The sequence below is a fragment of the Roseovarius atlanticus genome, assembly GCF_019802205.1.
Classification (GTDB): domain Bacteria; phylum Pseudomonadota; class Alphaproteobacteria; order Rhodobacterales; family Rhodobacteraceae; genus Roseovarius; species Roseovarius atlanticus_A.
The window spans coordinates 1,641,650-1,659,913 of sequence record NZ_JAHVHQ010000003.1 but is presented as its reverse complement, the minus strand read 5'-3'; the positions used below and the strand labels follow the sequence as shown (position 1 = coordinate 1,659,913).

The 18,264-nt window shown below is 65.2% G+C and carries 19 protein-coding genes; 13 read left to right on the top strand and 6 right to left on the bottom strand.

Features of this window, described 5'->3' with window-relative positions; genetic code table 11:
- Positions 1 to 160 precede the first annotated feature (160 nt).
- On the top strand, positions 161 to 1,129 hold the full coding sequence (locus KUV49_RS14025) for an XdhC family protein (RefSeq protein WP_222450481.1): 969 nt from the start codon (positions 161 to 163) through the stop codon (positions 1,127 to 1,129).
- The gene (locus tag KUV49_RS14020) at positions 1,126 to 2,121 is read left to right on the top strand and encodes a molybdopterin-binding protein (protein ID WP_222450480.1); all 996 of its coding nucleotides are present in this window, start codon (positions 1,126 to 1,128) and stop codon (positions 2,119 to 2,121) included. Before KUV49_RS14025 ends, KUV49_RS14020 begins: the two co-directional genes overlap by 4 nt.
- 40 nt (positions 2,122 to 2,161) lie before the next feature.
- On the opposite strand, the gene KUV49_RS14015 is transcribed toward KUV49_RS14020, so the two are convergent.
- Positions 2,162 to 2,593 carry an SRPBCC domain-containing protein gene (locus tag KUV49_RS14015; protein WP_222450479.1) on the bottom strand — a complete coding sequence of 144 codons (432 nt, stop codon included), beginning with the start codon at positions 2,591 to 2,593 and terminating at the stop codon, positions 2,162 to 2,164.
- On the bottom strand, positions 2,590 to 2,931 hold the full coding sequence (locus tag KUV49_RS14010; protein ID WP_222450478.1) for an ArsR/SmtB family transcription factor: 342 nt from the start codon (positions 2,929 to 2,931) through the stop codon (positions 2,590 to 2,592). The genes KUV49_RS14015 and KUV49_RS14010 overlap by 4 nt, the downstream gene beginning before the upstream one ends.
- 225 nt (positions 2,932 to 3,156) lie before the next feature.
- Between KUV49_RS14010 and KUV49_RS14005 the strand changes: the two genes are divergently transcribed.
- From KUV49_RS14005 to KUV49_RS13955, 11 genes are all read left to right on the top strand, one after another.
- Complete coding sequence (locus KUV49_RS14005) at positions 3,157 to 3,642, top strand: (2Fe-2S)-binding protein (RefSeq protein WP_222450477.1); 486 nt, start codon at positions 3,157 to 3,159, stop codon at positions 3,640 to 3,642.
- Positions 3,643 to 3,648: 6 nt separating this feature from the next.
- Positions 3,649 to 4,098 carry a VOC family protein gene (locus KUV49_RS14000; RefSeq protein WP_222450476.1) on the top strand — a complete coding sequence of 150 codons (450 nt, stop codon included), beginning with the start codon at positions 3,649 to 3,651 and terminating at the stop codon, positions 4,096 to 4,098.
- 47 nt (positions 4,099 to 4,145) lie between these two features.
- Positions 4,146 to 6,509 carry a xanthine dehydrogenase family protein molybdopterin-binding subunit gene (locus KUV49_RS13995; RefSeq protein WP_222450475.1) on the top strand — a complete coding sequence of 788 codons (2,364 nt, stop codon included), beginning with the start codon at positions 4,146 to 4,148 and terminating at the stop codon, positions 6,507 to 6,509.
- 11 nt (positions 6,510 to 6,520) lie between these two features.
- Positions 6,521 to 7,309 (top strand): FAD binding domain-containing protein, encoded by a 789-nt coding sequence (locus KUV49_RS13990; RefSeq protein ID WP_222450474.1) that lies wholly within the window; start codon positions 6,521 to 6,523, stop codon positions 7,307 to 7,309.
- 147 nt (positions 7,310 to 7,456) lie between these two features.
- A complete protein-coding gene (locus KUV49_RS13985; protein WP_261391213.1) occupies positions 7,457 to 7,861 on the top strand; it encodes a RidA family protein in 405 nt (134 codons plus the stop codon).
- A 128-nt stretch (positions 7,862 to 7,989) separates the two neighbouring features.
- Positions 7,990 to 9,624: a hypothetical protein gene (locus KUV49_RS13980; RefSeq protein WP_222450473.1), complete on the top strand. Its 1,635-nt coding sequence runs from the start codon at positions 7,990 to 7,992 to the stop codon at positions 9,622 to 9,624.
- Positions 9,625 to 9,715: 91 nt separating this feature from the next.
- A complete protein-coding gene (locus tag KUV49_RS13975) occupies positions 9,716 to 9,931 on the top strand; it encodes a hypothetical protein (RefSeq protein ID WP_222450472.1) in 216 nt (71 codons plus the stop codon).
- A 434-nt stretch (positions 9,932 to 10,365) separates the two neighbouring features.
- Positions 10,366 to 10,893, top strand: a complete 528-nt coding sequence (locus tag KUV49_RS13970; protein ID WP_222450471.1) for a hypothetical protein — start codon at positions 10,366 to 10,368, stop codon at positions 10,891 to 10,893.
- Between the two features lie 59 nt (positions 10,894 to 10,952).
- Positions 10,953 to 11,717 carry a hypothetical protein gene (locus KUV49_RS13965; protein ID WP_222450470.1) on the top strand — a complete coding sequence of 255 codons (765 nt, stop codon included), beginning with the start codon at positions 10,953 to 10,955 and terminating at the stop codon, positions 11,715 to 11,717.
- Positions 11,718 to 11,969: 252 nt separating this feature from the next.
- Positions 11,970 to 12,554, top strand: coding sequence for an HNH endonuclease (locus KUV49_RS13960; protein WP_222450469.1), 585 nt, complete (start codon positions 11,970 to 11,972; stop codon positions 12,552 to 12,554).
- Positions 12,555 to 12,627: 73 nt separating this feature from the next.
- Entirely contained in the window at positions 12,628 to 13,386 is a 759-nt protein-coding gene (locus KUV49_RS13955; RefSeq protein WP_222450468.1) for a carbon-nitrogen hydrolase family protein, read from the top strand.
- 64 nt (positions 13,387 to 13,450) lie between these two features.
- On the opposite strand, the gene KUV49_RS13950 is transcribed toward KUV49_RS13955, so the two are convergent.
- From KUV49_RS13950 to KUV49_RS13935, 4 genes are all read right to left on the bottom strand, one after another.
- Positions 13,451 to 14,740: a DEAD/DEAH box helicase gene (locus KUV49_RS13950; protein WP_222450467.1), complete on the bottom strand. Its 1,290-nt coding sequence runs from the start codon at positions 14,738 to 14,740 to the stop codon at positions 13,451 to 13,453.
- 623 nt (positions 14,741 to 15,363) lie between these two features.
- Positions 15,364 to 15,903 (bottom strand): polymer-forming cytoskeletal protein, encoded by a 540-nt coding sequence (locus KUV49_RS13945; protein WP_222450466.1) that lies wholly within the window; start codon positions 15,901 to 15,903, stop codon positions 15,364 to 15,366.
- Positions 15,893 to 17,215 (bottom strand): M23 family metallopeptidase, encoded by a 1,323-nt coding sequence (locus KUV49_RS13940; RefSeq protein WP_172978097.1) that lies wholly within the window; start codon positions 17,213 to 17,215, stop codon positions 15,893 to 15,895. Before KUV49_RS13940 ends, KUV49_RS13945 begins: the two co-directional genes overlap by 11 nt.
- Positions 17,216 to 17,451: 236 nt before the next feature.
- Positions 17,452 to 18,255, bottom strand: coding sequence for a ferritin-like domain-containing protein (locus tag KUV49_RS13935; protein WP_222451008.1), 804 nt, complete (start codon positions 18,253 to 18,255; stop codon positions 17,452 to 17,454).
- Positions 18,256 to 18,264: the final 9 nt, after the last annotated feature.

Sequence of the window (18,264 nt, the reverse complement as noted above, 5' to 3'; positions counted from 1 at the left end):
ACGGTGACGCCGGGGGAACCGACGGGCCGCCCTCCGCAGCTATGCGGGGGGCGGCCTTTCTTGTGCGCGACGCCCGAGATTCTTCGTACGAAGAATCTTGGGGGCATAGCTTGCCGAAATTGCATTTGTGAAAGCGGTGTCCCGGGCCCATATTGACGCCATGTCCGACCGTTTCGACACCATACCCGAAACCGCGCTGGCCTGGTTCGAGGCCGGCAAGGGCGCGGCCCTGGCCACTGTCGTTGAGACCTGGGGCAGTGCGCCCCGGCGCGTGGGCAGCCAGCTGGCCATCTCGGGGGAGGGCGAGATCGAGGGATCGGTCTCCGGCGGCTGCGTCGAGGGCGCCGTGGTCGCCGAGGCGCTGGACGCCATCGAGGACGGCACGCCCGTGATGCTGGAATATGGCGTCAGCGACGGCGACGCCTTTGCCGTGGGGCTGGCCTGTGGCGGCACGATCCGGGTGTTGGTGGAGCCGGTGGGCAGCGTGATGCCGGTGGAGACCCTGAAGGACCTCGTGCTGGCGCGCGAGGCGCGGGTGCCGGTGGCCTATGTCACCGGGATGGACACCGAGCGCAGGCTGGTGCGCGAGGGGTTCGAGGACCGTTTTCGCGCCGACCGCTCGGGGTTCGAGGAGGATGGGACGACCTTCGTGGCGATCCACAACCCGCCCTTGCGGATGATCATTGTGGGCGCCGTGCACATTGCCCAGGCGCTGGTGCTGATGGCGCGGGTGGCGGGGTACGATCCGCTGTTGATCGACCCGCGCGAGAGCTTCGGCAGCGACACGCGCTTTCCCGGAGAGACGATTTTGCACGACTGGCCGGACGAGGCCGTGGCGGCCTATGGCCTCGATGCGCGCACGGCATTGGTGCTGCTGACCCACGATCCCAAGTTGGACGATCCGGCGCTGGAGGCGGCGCTGGCATCGGATGTCTTTTACATCGGGGCGCTGGGCTCGACCCGGACCCATGCCAAGCGCGTGGCGCGGCTGGAGGCGAAAGGCTTTGACGCGGGCCAGATCGCGCGGATCCATGGTCCGGTGGGGCTGGATATCGGTGCGGCGGGGCCGTCCGAGATTGCCGTGGCGATCCTAGCCGAAGTGACGCATGTGCTCAGGAAAGGCGGATGAAGTTCGGGCCGGTTCCGCTGGACCGGGCGGCGGGCGCGATCCTGGCGCATAGCGAGCACCTGCCGGACGGGCGGCTGCGCAAGGGGCAGGTGCTGGCGGAGGCGGATATCGCCCGGTTGCGCGCGGCGGGGCTGGAGAGCGTCGACGTGGCGGTTCTGGACGCGGGCGACGTGCACGAGGATGCCGCCGCCACCCGGCTGGCCGAGGCGGTGCTGGACGGCGCGCCGGGCCTGTCGCTGAGCCGGGCGTTCACGGGGCGGGCTAACCTGGTGGCCGAGGCGCCCGGCGTGGTGGAGGTGGACGCGGCCAAGGTGACGGCGGCCAACCTGCTGGATCCGATGATCACTCTGGCGACCGTCGCGCCGTGGTTCCAGACCCATCCCGGCGGGATGGTGGCGACGGTCAAGATCATCGCCTACGGGGTGGCGGCAGAGGCGCTGGACCGCGCGGCGGAGGCGGCGCGGGGCGCGATCCGGCTGCACCGACCGTGCTATGCCACCGCGAGCCTGATCGTCAGCGACACGGCCGACGGGCCCGGACTGCGCGGGGTCGAGGCGATCCGCACGCGGCTGGCGGGCCTGGGGATGCGCCTGAAACAGACGCTGAGCTGCCCGCACGAGGTGCCGGCGCTGGCCGAGGCCATGGCGGCGGCCAACGGCGAGGTGGTCTTGGTGCTGACGGCCTCGGCCACGTCCGACGCGCGCGATACCGGCCCCGAGGCGCTGCGCCGCGCGGGCGGCACGGTGGCGCGGTTCGGCATTCCGGTCGATCCGGGCAACCTGCTGTTCACCGGGCGGCTGGGAGAGCGGCCCGTGATCGGGTTGCCCAACAGCGCCCGGTCGCCGGTGTTGCACGGGGTGGACTGGGTGTTGGCGCGGACCGCCTGCGGCGTGCCGATCGGGGATGCGGATTTCGCGGCGATGGGCGTGGGTGGCCTGCTGAAGGAAATCCCGACGCGTCCGCAGCCGCGCCAGCGGAAACAGGCCGGGTAGGGACGCCGGGCAGGGGACAGGGCCCGCCCGGCGCCTGGGTTCAGCCGTCCAGTTGTGACAGCTTTTCGAGGATGCCGGTCCAGCCCCAGCGATGGCCTTCGCGCTGTTCTTCGCTGACAAAGCGGACCTGTGTCAGTTCAACGCGCGTGCCGCCCGGACCGGGGGTGAAGGTGATCGTCACCTCGCTGTCATCGCGTGACGCGTGGCTTTCCCAGGTGAAGACCAGCCGGTTGGGCCGGTCGATTTCCCTGTAGGTTCCGGTATGGGGCAGGTCCTTGTCGCCGTTGCGCATGATCACTTCGAACCGCCCGCCCTCGACCGCGTCCGAGGACGCGCTGGGCACGACGGTTTCGCCGGGGCAGATGAAGCGTTTCATGGTTTCGGGGTCGAGCCAGGCGTCGAAGAGGCGTTCGGGCGTGGCGTCGATCACGCGTTCGACGGTGAGGGTCAGGTCGGTTTCGGTGGCAGTCATGTGTCGGTCTCCTGTGTGAGCAGAGTGTCGAGCGCCTCCAGCCGGAGGGCCCAGATCGAACGCAAGTCGCGGAACCAGCGGTCGACATGGGCCAGTTCCTCGACCCGCAATTCGATCAGGTGCTCGCGCCATTCGGTGCGGCGCGTGACCAGCCCCGCGCCTTCGAGCACCTTGATGTGCTTGGAGACGGAATTGAGGCTCATGTCGAAATGCGCGGCGATGTCGGTCACCCGGAGCGGTCCTTGCTGCGCCAGGAGCGTCAGGATGGACCGGCGGGTGGGGTCGCCTGCGGCCTTGAAAATATCGGTCAGTCGGTGCTGTGATTCTTGTTCAACCATAAGGGTGAATAACACGGCGCGGGCAATCAATCAACCAAATAGGTGAATGACAGGGCGCGTCTGCGGCGGGCCGGGTTGTCCGCGCGCGCGGAAACCGCGCGCCGGCAGGACGCGCGCAAGTACGACGAAGGCAGGGGGGGTGGCGCGACAGAAAGTGCCTTCTCAAGTGCGGGGCGGCGTGTTTAACTCCGGTCAGCCAATTAGAAAAGCCAATGGGAGGAGCCGATGGCACAGGTCAAGATGACCGTGAACGGCAAGCCTGCGTCCGGCGAGGTGGAAGGACGCACGCTACTTGTCGATTTTATCCGAGATACGCTGGGCCTGACGGGCACGCATGTGGGCTGCGACACCAGCCAGTGCGGCGCCTGCGTGGTGCATGTGGACGGCAAGGCGGTGAAGGCCTGCTCGATCTTCGCGGCCGAGGCCGAGGGCACGGAGGTGACCACGATCGAGGGGATGGCCGCGGAGGACGGCACCATGACCCCGGTCCAGAAGGCGTTCCAGGACTTTCACGGGCTGCAATGCGGGTTCTGCACGCCCGGCATGGTGATGTCGGCGGAGGCCCTTTTGAAGGACAATCCGAGCCCGACCGAGGCGGAGGTGCGCGAGTACCTGAAGGGCAATATCTGCCGCTGCACCGGGTATCACAACATCGTCAAGGCGATCCTGGCGGCGTCGGGACAGGACGTGACAGGGATCGCGGCGGAGTAGACCCGGATGCTGACCAGCCCGCCCAAGCTGCGCACATGCCTTTGGTTTCACGACCGCGCCAGGGAGGCGGCGGAGGTCTACGTGACCCTGTTGCCCGACAGCCGGATCGACGAGGTCAGCGAGGTCGATGGTAGCGTCGTGGTGGTGGAACTGACATTGGCGAACGTGCCGTATCAGTTCTTGCAGGCGGGATCGCATTTCACCCTGACGCCCGCGGCGTCGATCAGTGTTCTGACCGAGGATCAGGCGGAAACCGACCGCCTGTGGGACAAGCTGAGCGACGGGGGCGAGGAAAGCATGTGCGGCTGGCTGACAGACCGTTTCGGCGTCAGCTGGCAGATCGTGCCGCGCCGGTTGCTGGAGCTGCAGGGCGGCCCCGGTGCCGAGGCGGTGCGGGCGGCCATGTTCAAGATGAAGAAAATCGAGATTGCGGCCCTGGAAGCGGCCGCGGCCTAAACAATAGGATCGGGCCATTGCGCCCGCCAATATGGGAGGATTAACACATGCCCAAAGATGGTGGCATCGGCGCCAGTTCCAAACGGCGCGAGGACGTACGGTTCCTGACGGGGGCCGGCAATTATACCGACGACATCAACCTGCGGGGACAGGCCTATGTGCATTTCCTGCGCTCGGACGTCGCACACGGTACGCTGAACAGCGTGGACACCAGCGCCGCCGAGGGCATGCCCGGGGTGATCAAGGTCTTCACCGGCGCGGATTTCGCCGAGGTGGGGGGCATTCCCTGCGGCTGGCAGGTGACGGACCGCCATGGCGAGCCAATGCAGGAGCCGCCGCACCCGGTGCTGGCGCAGGGCAAGGTGCGGCATGTGGGCGACCCCATCGCTGCCGTCGTGGCCGAGACGCGTGAACAGGCGCGGGACGCCGCCGAGGCGATCGAGGTGGACATCACCGATCTGCCCGCCGTCATGGACATGAAGGAGGCGCTGAAGGACGGCGCCACGAAGGTGCACGACGACCTGACGAGCAACCTCTGCTACGACTGGGGGTTCGTCGAGGAAAACAAGGGTGCGGTCGAGGAGGCGATCAAGAACGCCGCGCACGTGACCACGCTGGAGCTGGTGAACAACCGGCTGGTGCCGAACGCGATGGAGCCGCGCGTGGCGGTGGGCGACTACAGCCGTGGCACCGATGACAGCACGCTTTACACCACGTCGCAGAACCCGCACGTGATCCGCCTGTTGATGGGCGCTTTCGTGCTGGGCATCCCCGAGCACAAGCTGCGCGTGGTGGCACCCGATGTGGGCGGCGGTTTCGGGTCGAAGATCTATCACTATGCCGAGGAAGCCTTCTGCACCTTTGCCGCGAAAAAGCTGAACCGGCCGGTGAAATGGACCTGCACGCGCTCGGAGGCGTTCATCAGCGACGCTCATGGCCGGGATCATGTGACCAAGATCGAACTGGCGCTGGACGCGGACAACAACTTTACCGCCGTGCGGACGGAAACCTACGCCAATATGGGGGCGTATCTGTCGACCTTCGCGCCGAGCATTCCCACGTGGCTGCATGGCACGCTGATGGCGGGCAATTACAAGACGCCCAATATTTACGTGAACGTGAAGGCGGTCTTTACCAACACCGTGCCGGTGGACGCCTATCGCGGGGCCGGGCGGCCCGAGGCGACGTACCAGCTGGAGCGCGTCATCGACAAGGCGGCGCGGGAGCTGGGTGTGGACCCGGTCGAGCTGCGGCGGCAGAACTTCATCACCGAGTTCCCCTATGCCACGCCGGTGGCCGTGGAATACGACACGGGCGACTACAACGCCACGATGGACAAGCTGCTGGAGATCATCGACAGGGACGGTTTCCAGAAGCGGCTGGAAGACAGCAAGGCCAGGGGCAAGCTGCGCGGGCTTGGCGTGAACTGCTATATCGAGGCCTGCGGCATCGCGCCGTCGAACCTCGTGGGGCAGCTGGGCGCGCGGGCGGGCCTTTATGAATCGGCCACCGTGCGGGTGAACGCCACGGGCGGGATCACCGTGATGACCGGCAGCCACAGCCACGGGCAGGGGCACGAGACAGCCTTCCCTCAGGTGGTGGCCGACATGCTGGGCATCGACGAGAGCATGATCGAGATCGAGCATGGCGACACGGCCAACACGCCGATGGGCATGGGCACCTATGGCTCCCGCTCGATCGCCGTGGGCGGCAGCGCCATGGTCAAGGCGACCGAGAAGATCATCGCCAAGACCAAGAAGATCGCGGCGCACCTGCTGGAGGCGTCGGAGGCGGATATCGAGCTGAAGGACGGCCAGTTCACCGTTGCGGGCACCGACAAGTCGGTGGCCTGGGGCGACGTGACGCTGGCGGCCTACGTGCCGCACAACTATCCGCTGGAGGAGATCGAGCCGGGGCTGGAGGAGACCGCGTTCTACGACCCGTCCAACTTCACGTACCCGTCGGGCGCCTATGCCTGCGAGGTGGAGGTGGACCCCGAGACCGGCAAGGTCACCATCGAGAGCTTTGCCGCCGCCGACGATTTCGGCAATGTCATCAACCCGATGATCGTGTCGGGCCAGGTGCATGGCGGGCTGGCGCAGGGGATCGGGCAGGCACTGCTGGAGCAGACTTCCTACGATGCCGACGGCCAGCTTCTGAGCGCGTCCTACATGGATTACGCGATGCCGCGCGCCGATGACGTGCCGTTCTACCAGGTCGACCATTCCTGCCAGACGCCCTGCACGCACAACCCGTTGGGGGTGAAGGGCTGTGGCGAGGCCGGCGCGATCGGGTCGCCGCCCTCGGTGGTCAATGCCGTGGTGGATGCGCTGCAACGGGCAGGCCATGACGTGACGCATATCGACATGCCGCTGACGCCGTCGCGCGTCTGGGCCGTGATGAAAGGGTAAGGAGAGAGACAATGTACGCATTCGAAATCGAACGCCCGAGCACCGTGGCCGACGCGGTGAAGCTCTTGAAACAGAGCGACGAGAACCAGGCGCTGGGGGGTGGGCAGACCCTGATCCCCACGCTGAAGCAACGACTGGCCGCGCCCGAGGTGCTGGTCTGCCTGAGCGGCATCGACGAGATCAAGGGCGTCTGCACCGATGACGAGGGCCGGATCTGCATCGGCGGGGGCACGACCCACGGCGATGTGGCGGCGGGATCGGGGGCCTATCCGGCGCTGGTCTGGCTGGCGCAGAATATCGGCGACCCGGCGGTGCGCAACCGGGGCACCATCGGCGGCAGCCTGGCCAACAACGACCCCTCGGCCTGCTATCCGGCGGCAGTGCTGGCCTCGGGCGCGACGGTGGTCACGAACGAGCGCGAAATCGCGGCGGATGAGTTTTTCGAGGGCATGTTCGCGACCGCGCTGAACGAGGGCGAGATCATCACCGAGGTGAAGTTCCCGGTGCCGGAGAAAGCCAACTATCAGAAGTTCGAGCAACCTGCCTCGCGCTTCGCACTGGTGGGTGTCTTCGTGGCGAAGTTCGCAGATGGCGTGCGCGTGGCCGTCACCGGCGCGTCGGAAGAGGGCGTGTTTCGCTGGACCGAGGCCGAAGAGGCGCTGGGCGGCAATTTCTCGGCCTCGGCGCTGGACGGCCTGTCGGTCCCGGCGGACGGGATGATTTCCGACCTGCACGGATCTGGGGCGTATCGCGCGCATCTGGTGTCCGTGATGACCCGGCGGGCGGTGGAGGCGGCCTGAGCCATCGCTGCCCTGGACATACCGAAACCCGGACCCCCTGTGGTCCGGGTTTTTTCTTGATCCGCGCCTTTGCGGTGTCGCGGACAGGGAGGATCCGGGCCTTGCCGAGGCGTGGTCCGGGGCGTCGCAACAGGGAGTCTTGAGGGAATGGCACAGGAACGGCAACTGATCTCGAACGGCAACCCGATGGAAGAGATCGTGGGCTTCAGCCGTGCGGTGCGGGTGGGCGATTTCATCGCCGTCGGCGGCACGGCGCCGGTAGACGCGTCGGGCAAGACCGTGGGGATCGGCGATGTCCGCGCCCAGACGCGCCAGTGCTTCGAGATCATCAAGAGGGCGCTGGAAGATGCGGGGTCGGGCTTGCAGGACATCGTGCGCACCCGCGTGATCCTGACCGATATCGACACCTGGCGCGACGCCATCGAGGCGCGCAAGGAATATTGCCGGGAGTCGCGTCCGGTCGACACGATCATGGCGGTGAGCCGCTTCGTGAACCCCGAATGGCTGGTCGAGATCGAGGTGGATGCCGTGGTCGCAGGAGGCCGGCCCTGAGCCTTGCGGTGTGAGCGCGACTGACAGGCATCAATTGTGTTTTCCCCCGCGGAGTCTCTTTGGAGATGAATGGCGCGAGCGAACGCGCGTTTCGTGCTACGCTGGGATCTTCAATTGGGAGACTCAACATGTCGGATTATTTCGATCTGGGCGCCTATACCCGCCCCGTGACGTCGGTTCCCGTTGCCCAGACCTGGTTTGATCGTGGCCTTGTCTGGTTGTTTGCCTATAACCACGAAGAGGCCATCGTCTGTTTCGAGAAGGCGATCGAGGCGGATCCGGAATGCGCGCTGGCGCATTGGGGCATCGCCTATGGCATCGGGCCCAATTACAACAAGGCGTGGGAGGTGTTCACGCCGGAGGAAAAGGCGCCCGCGCTGGAGCGCGCCCACGACGCGCTGAAGGCGGGGCTGGCGCTGGACGGCGCGCGTCCCCTGGAGCGCGCGCTGCTGGAGGCGCTGGCCTCGCGTTATCCCACCGATCCTGCGATCGAGGATTACCAGCCCTTCAATGACGGCTTCGCCGAGGCGATGCGCCCGGTCTACGAGGCGCACAAGGACGACCTCGACGTGGCGTGCTTCTTCGCGGAAGCGCTGATGAACCGCACGCCCTGGCAGCTTTGGGATTTCCAGAGCGGCGTGCCCAACCCCGAGGGGTCGACCGTGGAGGCGATGGCGGTGCTGGAACGCGCTTTTGCCGAGACGCCCGGCGCATGGGACCATCCGGGCCTGTTGCACATGTATATTCACCTGATGGAGATGTCGCCGCATCCCGAAAAGGCGCTGCGCCACGGGGACCGGCTGACCGATCTGGTGCCCGATGCGGGGCACCTGGTGCATATGGGCAGCCATATCGACGTATTGTGCGGCGACTACCAGAACGTGCTGGCGCGCAACCTTGCCGCGGCAGAGGTGGACGAGCGGTTCAAGGATTATGCGGGGGCGGCCAATTTCTATGCGCTCTACCGCATTCACAACCTGCATTTTGCGGCCTATGGTGCGATGTTCCTGGGACAGAAGGCGGCGGCTATCGGTGCCGCCAAGCGTTTGCGCGGCGAGGTGCCCGACGAGGTGGTGCGGTCCTATCCCGACATCTTCGAGACCTTCGTGGCCGCCGCGCCGCATGTCTATATCCGCTTCGGGATGTGGGAGGAGATCCTGGAACTGGATCAGCCCGAGGACACCGAGCTTTACGTGACCACCAACGCGCTGATCTGTTACGCCAAGGCCGTGGCGCTGGCCAACCTGGGACGCCATGCCGAGGCCGAGCGCATGGCGGTGGCGTTCACCGAGGCCTATGCGCTGGTGCCTGACACCCGCATGCTGTTCAACAACAAGGCCCGCGACGTCCTGGCCGTGGGCGAGGAGATGATGAAGGGCGAACTGGCCTTCAAGGCCGGGCAGCGGGAGGTGGGACTGGAGCACCTGCGCCGTGCGGTCGCGCTGGATGACGGGCTGGAATACGAGGAGCCGTGGTCGTGGCCGCAACCGACGCGCCACGCGCTGGGGGCGCTTCTGATGGAGGCGGGGGAATACGACGAGGCCGAGGCGGTCTATCGCGCCGACCTGGGCCTGGACGGAAAGTTGCCGCGCCCCAGCCAGCATCCGCGCAATGTCTGGGCGCTGCACGGTCTGCACGAATGCCTGCAACGGCGCGGCGCGCCGGAGGAAGTGCCACATGTGAAACTGCTTCTGGATCAGGCGGTCGCACGGGCGGATATTCCCATTCGCGCAAGTTGTCTGTGCCGCAAGGCCGCGGCCTGAGCAGCAGAGCCCGATTGCGCCGCGATCCCGTTGCCGGATGTGGCGCGCCGCCACTGTGACGGCGCAGCGCTGATACGGTGTCAGCCCGCCGATGGCCTCGCGGATTTCTGCGGTGGCGGTCGGCGGGACCAAGCTGTCATTCACGACGGAGGCGAGCGTCTGCCCCTGGGGTGGCGATCCGACGGAAATTCTGCAGCACTTTATCCCTGCCAAATACGTCCTCGGAAAGATCGTCGTGCCCAGCCTCGGCCAAATCGCCAGCCCAGGGGAGGGGCTGACGATGGCCGGGCCGCTGCGCGGCTGTTAACCGGCTGGGGGCGCGACGCCAGTGTCTTGCACCGGACTCGATCCTGACATGCGGTGCGGGCGGTAGGAATGTCGGCTGTGTGGACTTTGCTGCCGGTCACGACGGAGGGGAGCGTCAGCCCCTGGGGTGGCGATCCCACGGCAACTATGAAGTGCTTCATGCCTGCCAAATACATCCTCGGAAAGATCGGTGCGCCCAGCCTCAGCCAAATCGCCAGCCCAGGGGAGGGGCTGACGATGGCCGGGCCGCTTCGCGGCTGTTAACCGGCTGGGGGCTCGATGCCAGTGTCTTGCAACGGACTCGATCCTGACAGTTGTTGCGGGCGGCAGGAAGGACGGCTGCGTCATATAATAGTGTAGATTGCTCGGGCATGACGATCATGATAGCCGAAAATCTCAAGCCCTGATTGAATATGCAAGATTACTTCAGATCAAATGTCACTGTCGAAAACCGTACTGGATAAAGTCAGCCTTCCGAAGGCAGTGCTTTTCATGTGCGCTCTGTGTCTGCCCTTGAACCCTGCTTTCGCCTGCATGCCTCTCAACGAGCCGCTGGGTATTTCGATATGTCTCGACGACACGTCATGGGAGCCGCGTGAAGACGCCGGCGATGGCTTTCTCTTCTACAATACCGCCGTTGGTTTTGCCGCCAATGTCAGGATTTTCGACGGGGGCACGAATGACGGCTTGGAAAGCGAACGCGCCGCGCGCCGCCTCGCCGAGGCAGACAGCGAAGAAACCCGGGATTTCGCTCTGTTGCAGGCCGGAAAGGTCGCAAGCGGCAATTTTGTTTACGTCGCCCGCGGGTCACGGGACGGCCGGTCCAATATCTATGTGAATACGGTCTCTGTAGGCCCGACAAAAACGCTGCGCCTCACCACCTGGCGCATGGGCGACACGCTGTCCGATAGCGATCGCGAAATGCATATCGCGTTTGGAAACCTGCTGAAGACCGAGCGGTGAAACCTGCGGATGTGGTCCTGACCTGAACATATCGCAACACAGACACAAGGTGCTTCATAGTGGGTTTTTTCACGGGTTTGGACGCAAACGATCATGACGGGCACTTCGATGCGCTAACCAGCATGGTGGAGGCGAAGCACGGTGTCGCGATCCCCCCCACGCAGGAGCGCGCGGCGTTCTGGCATGAGGCAGAAACCGTTTTCAACGCTCCGCTCGGACAAGAGGTCAGATCGTTTCTGGGTTTCATCGCGGATGTCGCCGCCAGCGGACATTTCGAGACACTGGTCGGTGACAAAGGGAAAATGAAGCCAACAGAGCCCTGCCAGTATCTCCTTGAACTGAAGGATCTGACCGACATCGACCCCTTGTTCAACGGGATCAGTTTCATGGAAACGCGCCAGTCGCGATCATACTTTTCAATTCTGTCATCCCGGCAAGTGCAGTCCCCCTGTCCAACGGCAAACTACGCGCTGCGAAGCCACAAGGGCAAAAAGGAACTGGTGCGCAGCCCATATGGTGATGTCAGTCTCATTTCCTTTGCGCTTCGGTTTTTCGGAGCCATTTCGAGAAAGGAAGGCCGTGCGTTGAGTTCGGCCGCATCAGATGCCGAGGCGTTTTACGCGGAAGCATGCCGGTGTTTTGGCGATCCGGCTGAATTGGGCGCAGGCGTGTATTTTTTCGAAGCGGACAATGCCGAGATATTGATAAGGCCACTTGCCGATATCGGGATTGATCTGAGTGTATTCGACCTGCGCAAGCCGTCGCCCGTTTCAGATGAGCTTTTAAGGCTGTTGGATGGCGGGATGGAAACGTTCAGAACCTGACCCGCCACATCCAATGTGGCGTCGCTCCGGCGGAGGTCCGGCATGGCGCACGCGGAGTCCGGGGCTGATCGGCCCCTTGTGGATAAGTGTCACATCCCCGTCACGGAATCGCGCTACCCAAATCGCAAGATGTTCCGCCAAATCCAGTGCTTGCCAGAGGCGGAACACGATATATAGTGAAGTCAATCAAGGGGCGGCTGTCACGCCCCGCACCAGAGCACGAGGCGATTACGAGCGGGGGTAACTAAGGTCATGGATGCAGATTTCAGGACGGAATTCGTAAGGTCGCCTTCGGCGCTGAAGCATCATCCGGCGCTGGTTCTGAATGCCGATTATCGGCCGCTCTCCTATTATCCGCTGTCGCTCTGGCCCTGGCAGGATGCGGTGAAGGCGGTGTTCCTCGACCGGGTCGATATCGTCGCCGAATACGAGGACACGGTGCGAAGTCCCTCGACCGAGATCAGGATACCCTCGGTCATCGTCCTCAAAGATTACGTCAAACCTCAAAAGCGCGTGGCCTTCACGCGCTTTAATTTGTTTCTGAGGGATGAATTCCAGTGCCAGTATTGCGGGGCGAAGGGCGATCTGACCTTCGATCACGTGGTGCCGCGCGCCAAGGGCGGGGTCACGAGCTGGGAGAACGTGGTGGCGGCCTGTTCGCCCTGCAACCTGCGCAAGGGCGCGAAGAGCCTGCGGCGTTCGGGCCTGAGCCTGCGCAAGCCACCGCGCGCGCCAGCGGCAGAACAGTTGCGCAACATGGGGCGCAAGTTTCCGCCCAACCACCTGCATGAAAGCTGGATCGACTTCCTTTACTGGGATGCCGAGCTGGAAGCCTAGGGCGCTCTTCTAAAAGATTGACCTGAAACCGATCTGCGTGTTGGCTTTGCCGGGTGGCACCGGGGAGGGGCGCATGCGGCTGGGAATCTATCAATGCGACGCGGGCGGGCTGTCGACCAGTGCGCGCCTGAGGGCGCTGGAGTTGCGGCTGGCCGAGCGCGAGGTCGACCTGATGGTCTGCCCCGAACTATTCGCCTCGGGCTATAGGGGCGCGGATCACGCGGCGCTTGCGGAACCTGCGACAGGCCCGTTCTTTGAGGCGGTGGCGGAGATGGCCAAGCGGCACGAGACGGCCGTGTGCTATGGCTACCCCGAGGCGGCGGACGGTGTGATCTACAACGCCGCGCGGCTGGTGGGGGCGGAGGGCGCGGCGCTGGCGAACCACCGCAAGCGGTTGCCGTCGCCCGGAAGTTTCGAGGAAGAGACATTCGCCAGTGGCGATACGCTCACGCTGGTGGAGCATGGCGGGCTGCGCATCGCGATCGTCATCTGCTACGAGGTCGAGTTTCCCGAAAGCCTGCGCAAGGCGGCGCAGCATGGCGCCGAACTGGTGCTGGTGCCGACGGCGCTGGTCGATCAATGGGGCGTGGTTGCCGAGAAACTGGTGCCGACACGGGCCTTCGAGAACGGGTTGTGGCTGGCCTATGCCAACCATGCGGGCCAGGAGGACGGCACGCGGTACCTGGGCGGCAGCCGGATCGTGGCGCCGGACGGGGTGGAAGAGGCGGTGGCGGGCGACGCGGAAACGGTGATCGTCGCAAATGTCGATGCCGAACGCGTGGCGACGGCGCGGACCCGGCTGCCCTATCTGCGCGACGCGGCGAAATTGTGAAGCGTGCGGATTTGACCGCGCGATGCGGCGGCGAAGGCCGGGGTGAACCCCGGCCTACAAAGTCTTACGCGGCGCGGTTGCGGCGACGCTGGCGGCGGGGTTTGCCCGCGCCCTGGTTCTGACCGCCTGCGTTCGCGCCCGCCTGTCCGTTGCCGCCGTGCGACGGCTTGCGGCGGCGGTTCTGGCCACCGCCCCGTTTTTTCGGAGCTTGCGCCTGTTCGTTCACCGGGGCGGTGCCGCTGGCGACGGGAACGGTGATCTTCATCACCTTCTCGATGTCGCGCAGAAGGCCCGTTTCCTCGGGCGCGCAAAGCGAGATCGCCTCGCCCTCGCGGCCCGCGCGGGCGGTGCGGCCGATGCGGTGGACGTAGTTGTCGGCCACTTCGGGCAGGTCGTAGTTGACCACGTAGGCGACGCCGGGAATGTCGATGCCGCGTGCGGCGACGTCGGTGGCGACGAGGATGTTGGTGGTGCCGTCGCGGAACGCCTTCAAGGCGCGGTCGCGCTGGCCCTGGCTTTTGTTGCCGTGGATCGAGGCGGCGTTGAAGCCGTCGGACACGAGCCCCTTCATCAGCCGTTCCGCGCCGTGCTTGGTGCGGGAGAAGACCAGCGTGAGGGCGTGCGGGTCATCGGCCAGGATCTCGCGCAGTTTCGATGATTTGTCGTTCTTGGCGACGTGGTGCACCGATTGGGTGATCTTGTCGGCGGCCTTGCCCGGGGGCGAGACCTGAACCCGGCGGGGATTGGTCAGGTAGGCGGCGGAGATCTCTTCCATCTGCTTGGGCATGGTGGCCGAAAACAGCATGGTCTGGCGCGGGCTGCCCAGGTGCGGCGCGATCTTGCGCAGGGCGTGGATGAAGCCCATGTCGAGCATCTGGTCGGCCTCGTCCAGCACGAGGTGACGCGCTGTGGAAAGGTCGAGCGCGCGGCGTTCCATCAGGTCGATCAGGCGGCCCGGCGTGGCCACCAGGATGTCGGTGCCGCGCGAAAGCAGGCTGATCTGCTTGTTGATGGACTGTCCGCCGACGACGGTGACGACGCGCAGCTTGGTACCCTTGGTGAGGTTGCGCAGGCTGTCGGCGATCTGGTTCACCAATTCGCGCGTGGGCGCGAGGATGAGCGCCTTGACGGTCTTTTCGGCGGGTTTGCCGGGCGCCTCCAGCAGGTGCTGGATCAGCGGCAGGCCGAAGGCGAGCGTCTTGCCGGTGCCGGTCTGGGCGAGGCCCATGACGTCATGGCCTTCCAGCGCCAGCGGAATGGCCTTGTTCTGGATGGGCGTCGGCTCTGTCAGGCCGGCGGTCTTGAGAGCGGTATTGAGTTCGGGCGCGAGGCCCAGCATGTCGAAATCGTACAAGTCGTATCCTTTGCGGGCCACAAGGCGGACTGCCGGGTGACCAAGAGACATGGCCCGCACGGGATGCGCGGGCGCAAGGGTTGCGCGGACACCTTAAGACGTCGCGGGCGTATCCCGCGCCACCTGGCGCCGCATCAGAAACCCTGCGTGATGGGGGAACTGGAAAAATCGGGCTGGTTGCTGGTTCGGGCGGTTGGCCCGGCTCACGCGCAATCGCAGCGATGGGGGACAGATGGGGGATTGCGGCACAGGTGTCAAGCAATACCCAGAATTTTCGGAATTGCAGGAGGGGGTGATGCTTAGCGGTCGTGGCGAAGGTCAGGTGTGAGCCCTTTGTGAGACATTGGGTTCGAGCACCCGGCCAGTTAACAGCCGCGAAGCGGTCCGGCCATCGTCAGCCCCTCCCTTGGGCTGGCGATTTGGCGAGGCCGGGCGTAACGATCCTTTTGAGGACGTGTTTGGCAGGCATGAAGTGCTTCAGAATTGCCCTCGGATCGCCATCCCAGGGGCTGACGATGGCCTCTGTCGTGAACGGCGGCTTCGTCTGCATAGCAGACATCGCGCACCAACAGAAAAAGGCGCCGCGGTTTCCCGGGCGCCTTTCTATCGGGTCTGCATCGAAGTCAGCTTTTCGCCGGCTCGTTGGCCGGGGCCGGGGTGGGCGCCGCGCCTTGCTGTGCCGGGGCGGCGGGTTTCTTGCCGCCGGCGTTGAGCGGGTCGTCCTGGCGTTGCACCGAGCCCTCGAAATGGGCGCCGGATTCGATGGCGATGGTCTTGTGGATGATGTCGCCTTCGACGCGGGCGGTCGAGGTCAGGCGCACCTTGAGGCCACGCACGCGGCCAACGATGCGGCCGTTGATGACCACGTCATCGGCAATCACCTCGCCCTTGATCGTGGCGCTTTCACCGATGGTCAGCAGGTGGGCGCGGATGTCGCCCTCGACGGTGCCTTCGACCTGGACATCGCCGGTGGTCTTGAGGTTGCCGGTGACGTGCAGATCGGTCGACAGGACCGAGGCGGGGGGCTTGGCCTTGGGGGCCGCGGCCTTGAATTCACCGCTGCTGGCGGTGCTGGTGTCCTTGCGCGGCTCGGCCGGCGCGGCGGGTTTGGCCGCAGAATCCTGCTTCGGCGCGGGGTCGTTGATTTTGCTTTTAGAAAACATCTCTTGCAGCCTTGATGTAGATCATGGGATTGACGGCCTTGCCGCCGACACGGACCTCGTAGTGTAGATGGGTGCCGGTCGAACGTCCAGTGCTCCCCATATCACCAATTCGATCCCCGCGCGAGACCCTTTGGCCTTTTTTGACCCGCAGCTGGGACATGTGGGCGTAGCGGGTCTCGATCCCGAACTCGTGCTGGATCTTGACCAGGCGGCCATAACCCGACTGCCAGCCGGCATGGGTGACCACGCCATCGGCGGTGGAATAGATCGGCGTGCCGTGGGGGGCCGCGAAATCGGTGCCGGAATGCATCCGGCCCCAGCGCATCCCGAAGCCCGAGGTATAGCGGAAGGAGGACTTGACCGGCATCGCGAAGGGCGCCTTTTGCGCGGCGATGCGGTAGAGGTTCAGCTTGTCCATGCCCTGAAGGATGCCGTTGGCGCGGCGGGCGTCCGCCGAGGGTTCCTCGCCGCGGGTGGAGAAGCTGAGCGGCATCAGCGGGCCGCCCTGGCCGGAATAGCCCGAGCGCACCGTGGCAATCAGGTTGTCCGGGTTCATGCCGGCGGCGCTGAACATCTTGTCCAGCGGCTCTACCGAGATCGACATCGCCTCTTCCAGCTGGCGGAAGATCTGGTCGTTCTGGTCCTGCATCAGCTGGATCTGGCTGGCCATCTCGTCGGCGCGCAGCAATGCGTCCTCCGCATCGGCCGTGACCTGGTCACGCTCCTGCGCGGTGGCGGCCAGCTGGGACGACAGGAACTCGACCATCGGGTCCTCGCCGGTGCTGCCCGAGGCGCCGGGCAGGGGCGTGTCGCCGGAATTCTCGATCGCCGCGGCCAGCTCTTCGGCCTCGTTGCGGGCGCTGTCGCGGTCTTTCATGGTGCGGCGCAGGGTGGACTGGATGACCTCGATCCCGGTTTCCAGTTCGCGGCGGCGGGTCTCGGACGACAGAAGCTCGGTCTGCATGACCGAAATCTGCTCCAGCGCCGAGTTGAAGCGGTTCTGTGCCGCGAGCGCCTCTTCGGCGCGCTTGTCGCGTTCGTCCTCGAGCGCGTTCAGCCGGGCCTCGTAGGTGCGCTGATCGCGTTTGGCCTGTTCGCGGAAGTTGCCCGATCCGATCGAGTCCATCACCAGGACCGCGGTGGCGATGATCGCCCAGGCCACGATGGCCGAGGCGCCGAGGAAGGCAACGAGTTGCGTGGCGGGGCGGAGCCTGATGAAGCGTGTGTCGGTGTCTGACCGCAGGAAAACGCGGCGTTCCGGGAAGTGTCTTTCCAGAAAGTGGTTCAGCTTGATCAACAATCGACTGCGCACGTTTCACTCCGTCCCTTGCAACCTATTCCCCGTGTCGATGCTCAAACCTCTGCCGCGTCGTCTGTCGCGATCGTGTCCATTCTTGGCCGGATGGTCCGGTGGCATCGTCCGGGGTTGGGTACACAGCAGGGTCGTATTGGGCAAGGATTTTGACCACGGCTGCGTGGCAGTGCGCCGATTTGTGCCGGAACTGGCAGAAAATTGCCGATTCATAAGGGGTTGATGGCGCGGATACGCTAGGCGCCGGGGACCGGACCGTTGGCCAGCGGCCAGTAGAAATCGGGCGGCAGGCCCGCCTCGGCGCGTTTCTCCTCGTTGAAAGGCGGCTTGAGCGCGCCGTGGAAATAGCGCCGGACAAGATCGTGAAAGGCGGTTTTCGGATCCATCTCGTGCCGCCCGCAAAGGAAGTGGAACCACTTCGACCCATAGGCGACATGCGCGACCTCCTCGGCATAGATCACCTTCAGCGCATCGACCGTCCGGGTCTCTTTGGCGCTTTGAAAAAGGTCGATCATGCCGGGCGTCACGTCGAGGCCGCGGGCCTCGAGCACCATCGGCACGACGGCGAGACGGCCCATGAAATCCTCGGCGGTGTCCTCGGCGGCGCGCCACATGCCGGCATGGGCATCCAGCGCACCGTAATGGCTGTCCTTTTCCTCGAGGAAATCGCATACGAGGTTGAAATGCTTGGATTCTTCGTCGGCGGATTTCACCCAATCGTCGTAGAACCCGAGCGGCATCTTCACGTCCGTGAAGCGCGCGATGATGTCCCAGTGAAGGTCCACGGCATTGAGTTCGATATGTGCGACGGCGTGCAGGATCGCCAGCCGTCCGGGCGCGGTGCCGGGGCGGCGGCGGGGCACGTCGCGCGGGTCCAAAAGACGCGGCAGGTCGGGGCGGGCCGGACGCAGCGGCGGCGCGGCGGTGCCCACGGGCAGGTCGCGCCCGGCGGCGCGGGCGGCGAACCAGGTGGCGGCATGGCGCCGCGACAGCGCCGTCTTTTCGCGCCCGTCGGCGGTGGTGAGAACCTCCACCGCCATTTCCGCAAG

What these genes read in the sequence shown, in the direction of transcription:
- KUV49_RS14025 (WP_222450481.1), top strand. Translation starts at nt 161, where the DNA reads ATGTCCGACCGTTTCGACACCATACCCGAAACCGCGCTGGCCTGGTTC.
- KUV49_RS14020 (WP_222450480.1), top strand. Translation starts at nt 1,126, where the DNA reads ATGAAGTTCGGGCCGGTTCCGCTGGACCGGGCGGCGGGCGCGATCCTG.
- KUV49_RS14015 (WP_222450479.1), bottom strand. Translation starts at nt 2,593, where the DNA reads ATGACTGCCACCGAAACCGACCTGACCCTCACCGTCGAACGCGTGATC.
- KUV49_RS14010 (WP_222450478.1), bottom strand. Translation starts at nt 2,931, where the DNA reads ATGGTTGAACAAGAATCACAGCACCGACTGACCGATATTTTCAAGGCC.
- KUV49_RS14005 (WP_222450477.1), top strand. Translation starts at nt 3,157, where the DNA reads ATGGCACAGGTCAAGATGACCGTGAACGGCAAGCCTGCGTCCGGCGAG.
- KUV49_RS14000 (WP_222450476.1), top strand. Translation starts at nt 3,649, where the DNA reads ATGCTGACCAGCCCGCCCAAGCTGCGCACATGCCTTTGGTTTCACGAC.
- KUV49_RS13995 (WP_222450475.1), top strand. Translation starts at nt 4,146, where the DNA reads ATGCCCAAAGATGGTGGCATCGGCGCCAGTTCCAAACGGCGCGAGGAC.
- KUV49_RS13990 (WP_222450474.1), top strand. Translation starts at nt 6,521, where the DNA reads ATGTACGCATTCGAAATCGAACGCCCGAGCACCGTGGCCGACGCGGTG.
- KUV49_RS13985 (WP_261391213.1), top strand. Translation starts at nt 7,457, where the DNA reads ATGGCACAGGAACGGCAACTGATCTCGAACGGCAACCCGATGGAAGAG.
- KUV49_RS13980 (WP_222450473.1), top strand. Translation starts at nt 7,990, where the DNA reads ATGTCGGATTATTTCGATCTGGGCGCCTATACCCGCCCCGTGACGTCG.
- KUV49_RS13975 (WP_222450472.1), top strand. Translation starts at nt 9,716, where the DNA reads ATGGCCTCGCGGATTTCTGCGGTGGCGGTCGGCGGGACCAAGCTGTCA.
- KUV49_RS13970 (WP_222450471.1), top strand. Translation starts at nt 10,366, where the DNA reads ATGTCACTGTCGAAAACCGTACTGGATAAAGTCAGCCTTCCGAAGGCA.
- KUV49_RS13960 (WP_222450469.1), top strand. Translation starts at nt 11,970, where the DNA reads ATGGATGCAGATTTCAGGACGGAATTCGTAAGGTCGCCTTCGGCGCTG.
- KUV49_RS13955 (WP_222450468.1), top strand. Translation starts at nt 12,628, where the DNA reads ATGCGGCTGGGAATCTATCAATGCGACGCGGGCGGGCTGTCGACCAGT.
- KUV49_RS13945 (WP_222450466.1), bottom strand. Translation starts at nt 15,903, where the DNA reads ATGTTTTCTAAAAGCAAAATCAACGACCCCGCGCCGAAGCAGGATTCT.
- KUV49_RS13935 (WP_222451008.1), bottom strand. Translation starts at nt 18,255, where the DNA reads ATGGCGGTGGAGGTTCTCACCACCGCCGACGGGCGCGAAAAGACGGCG.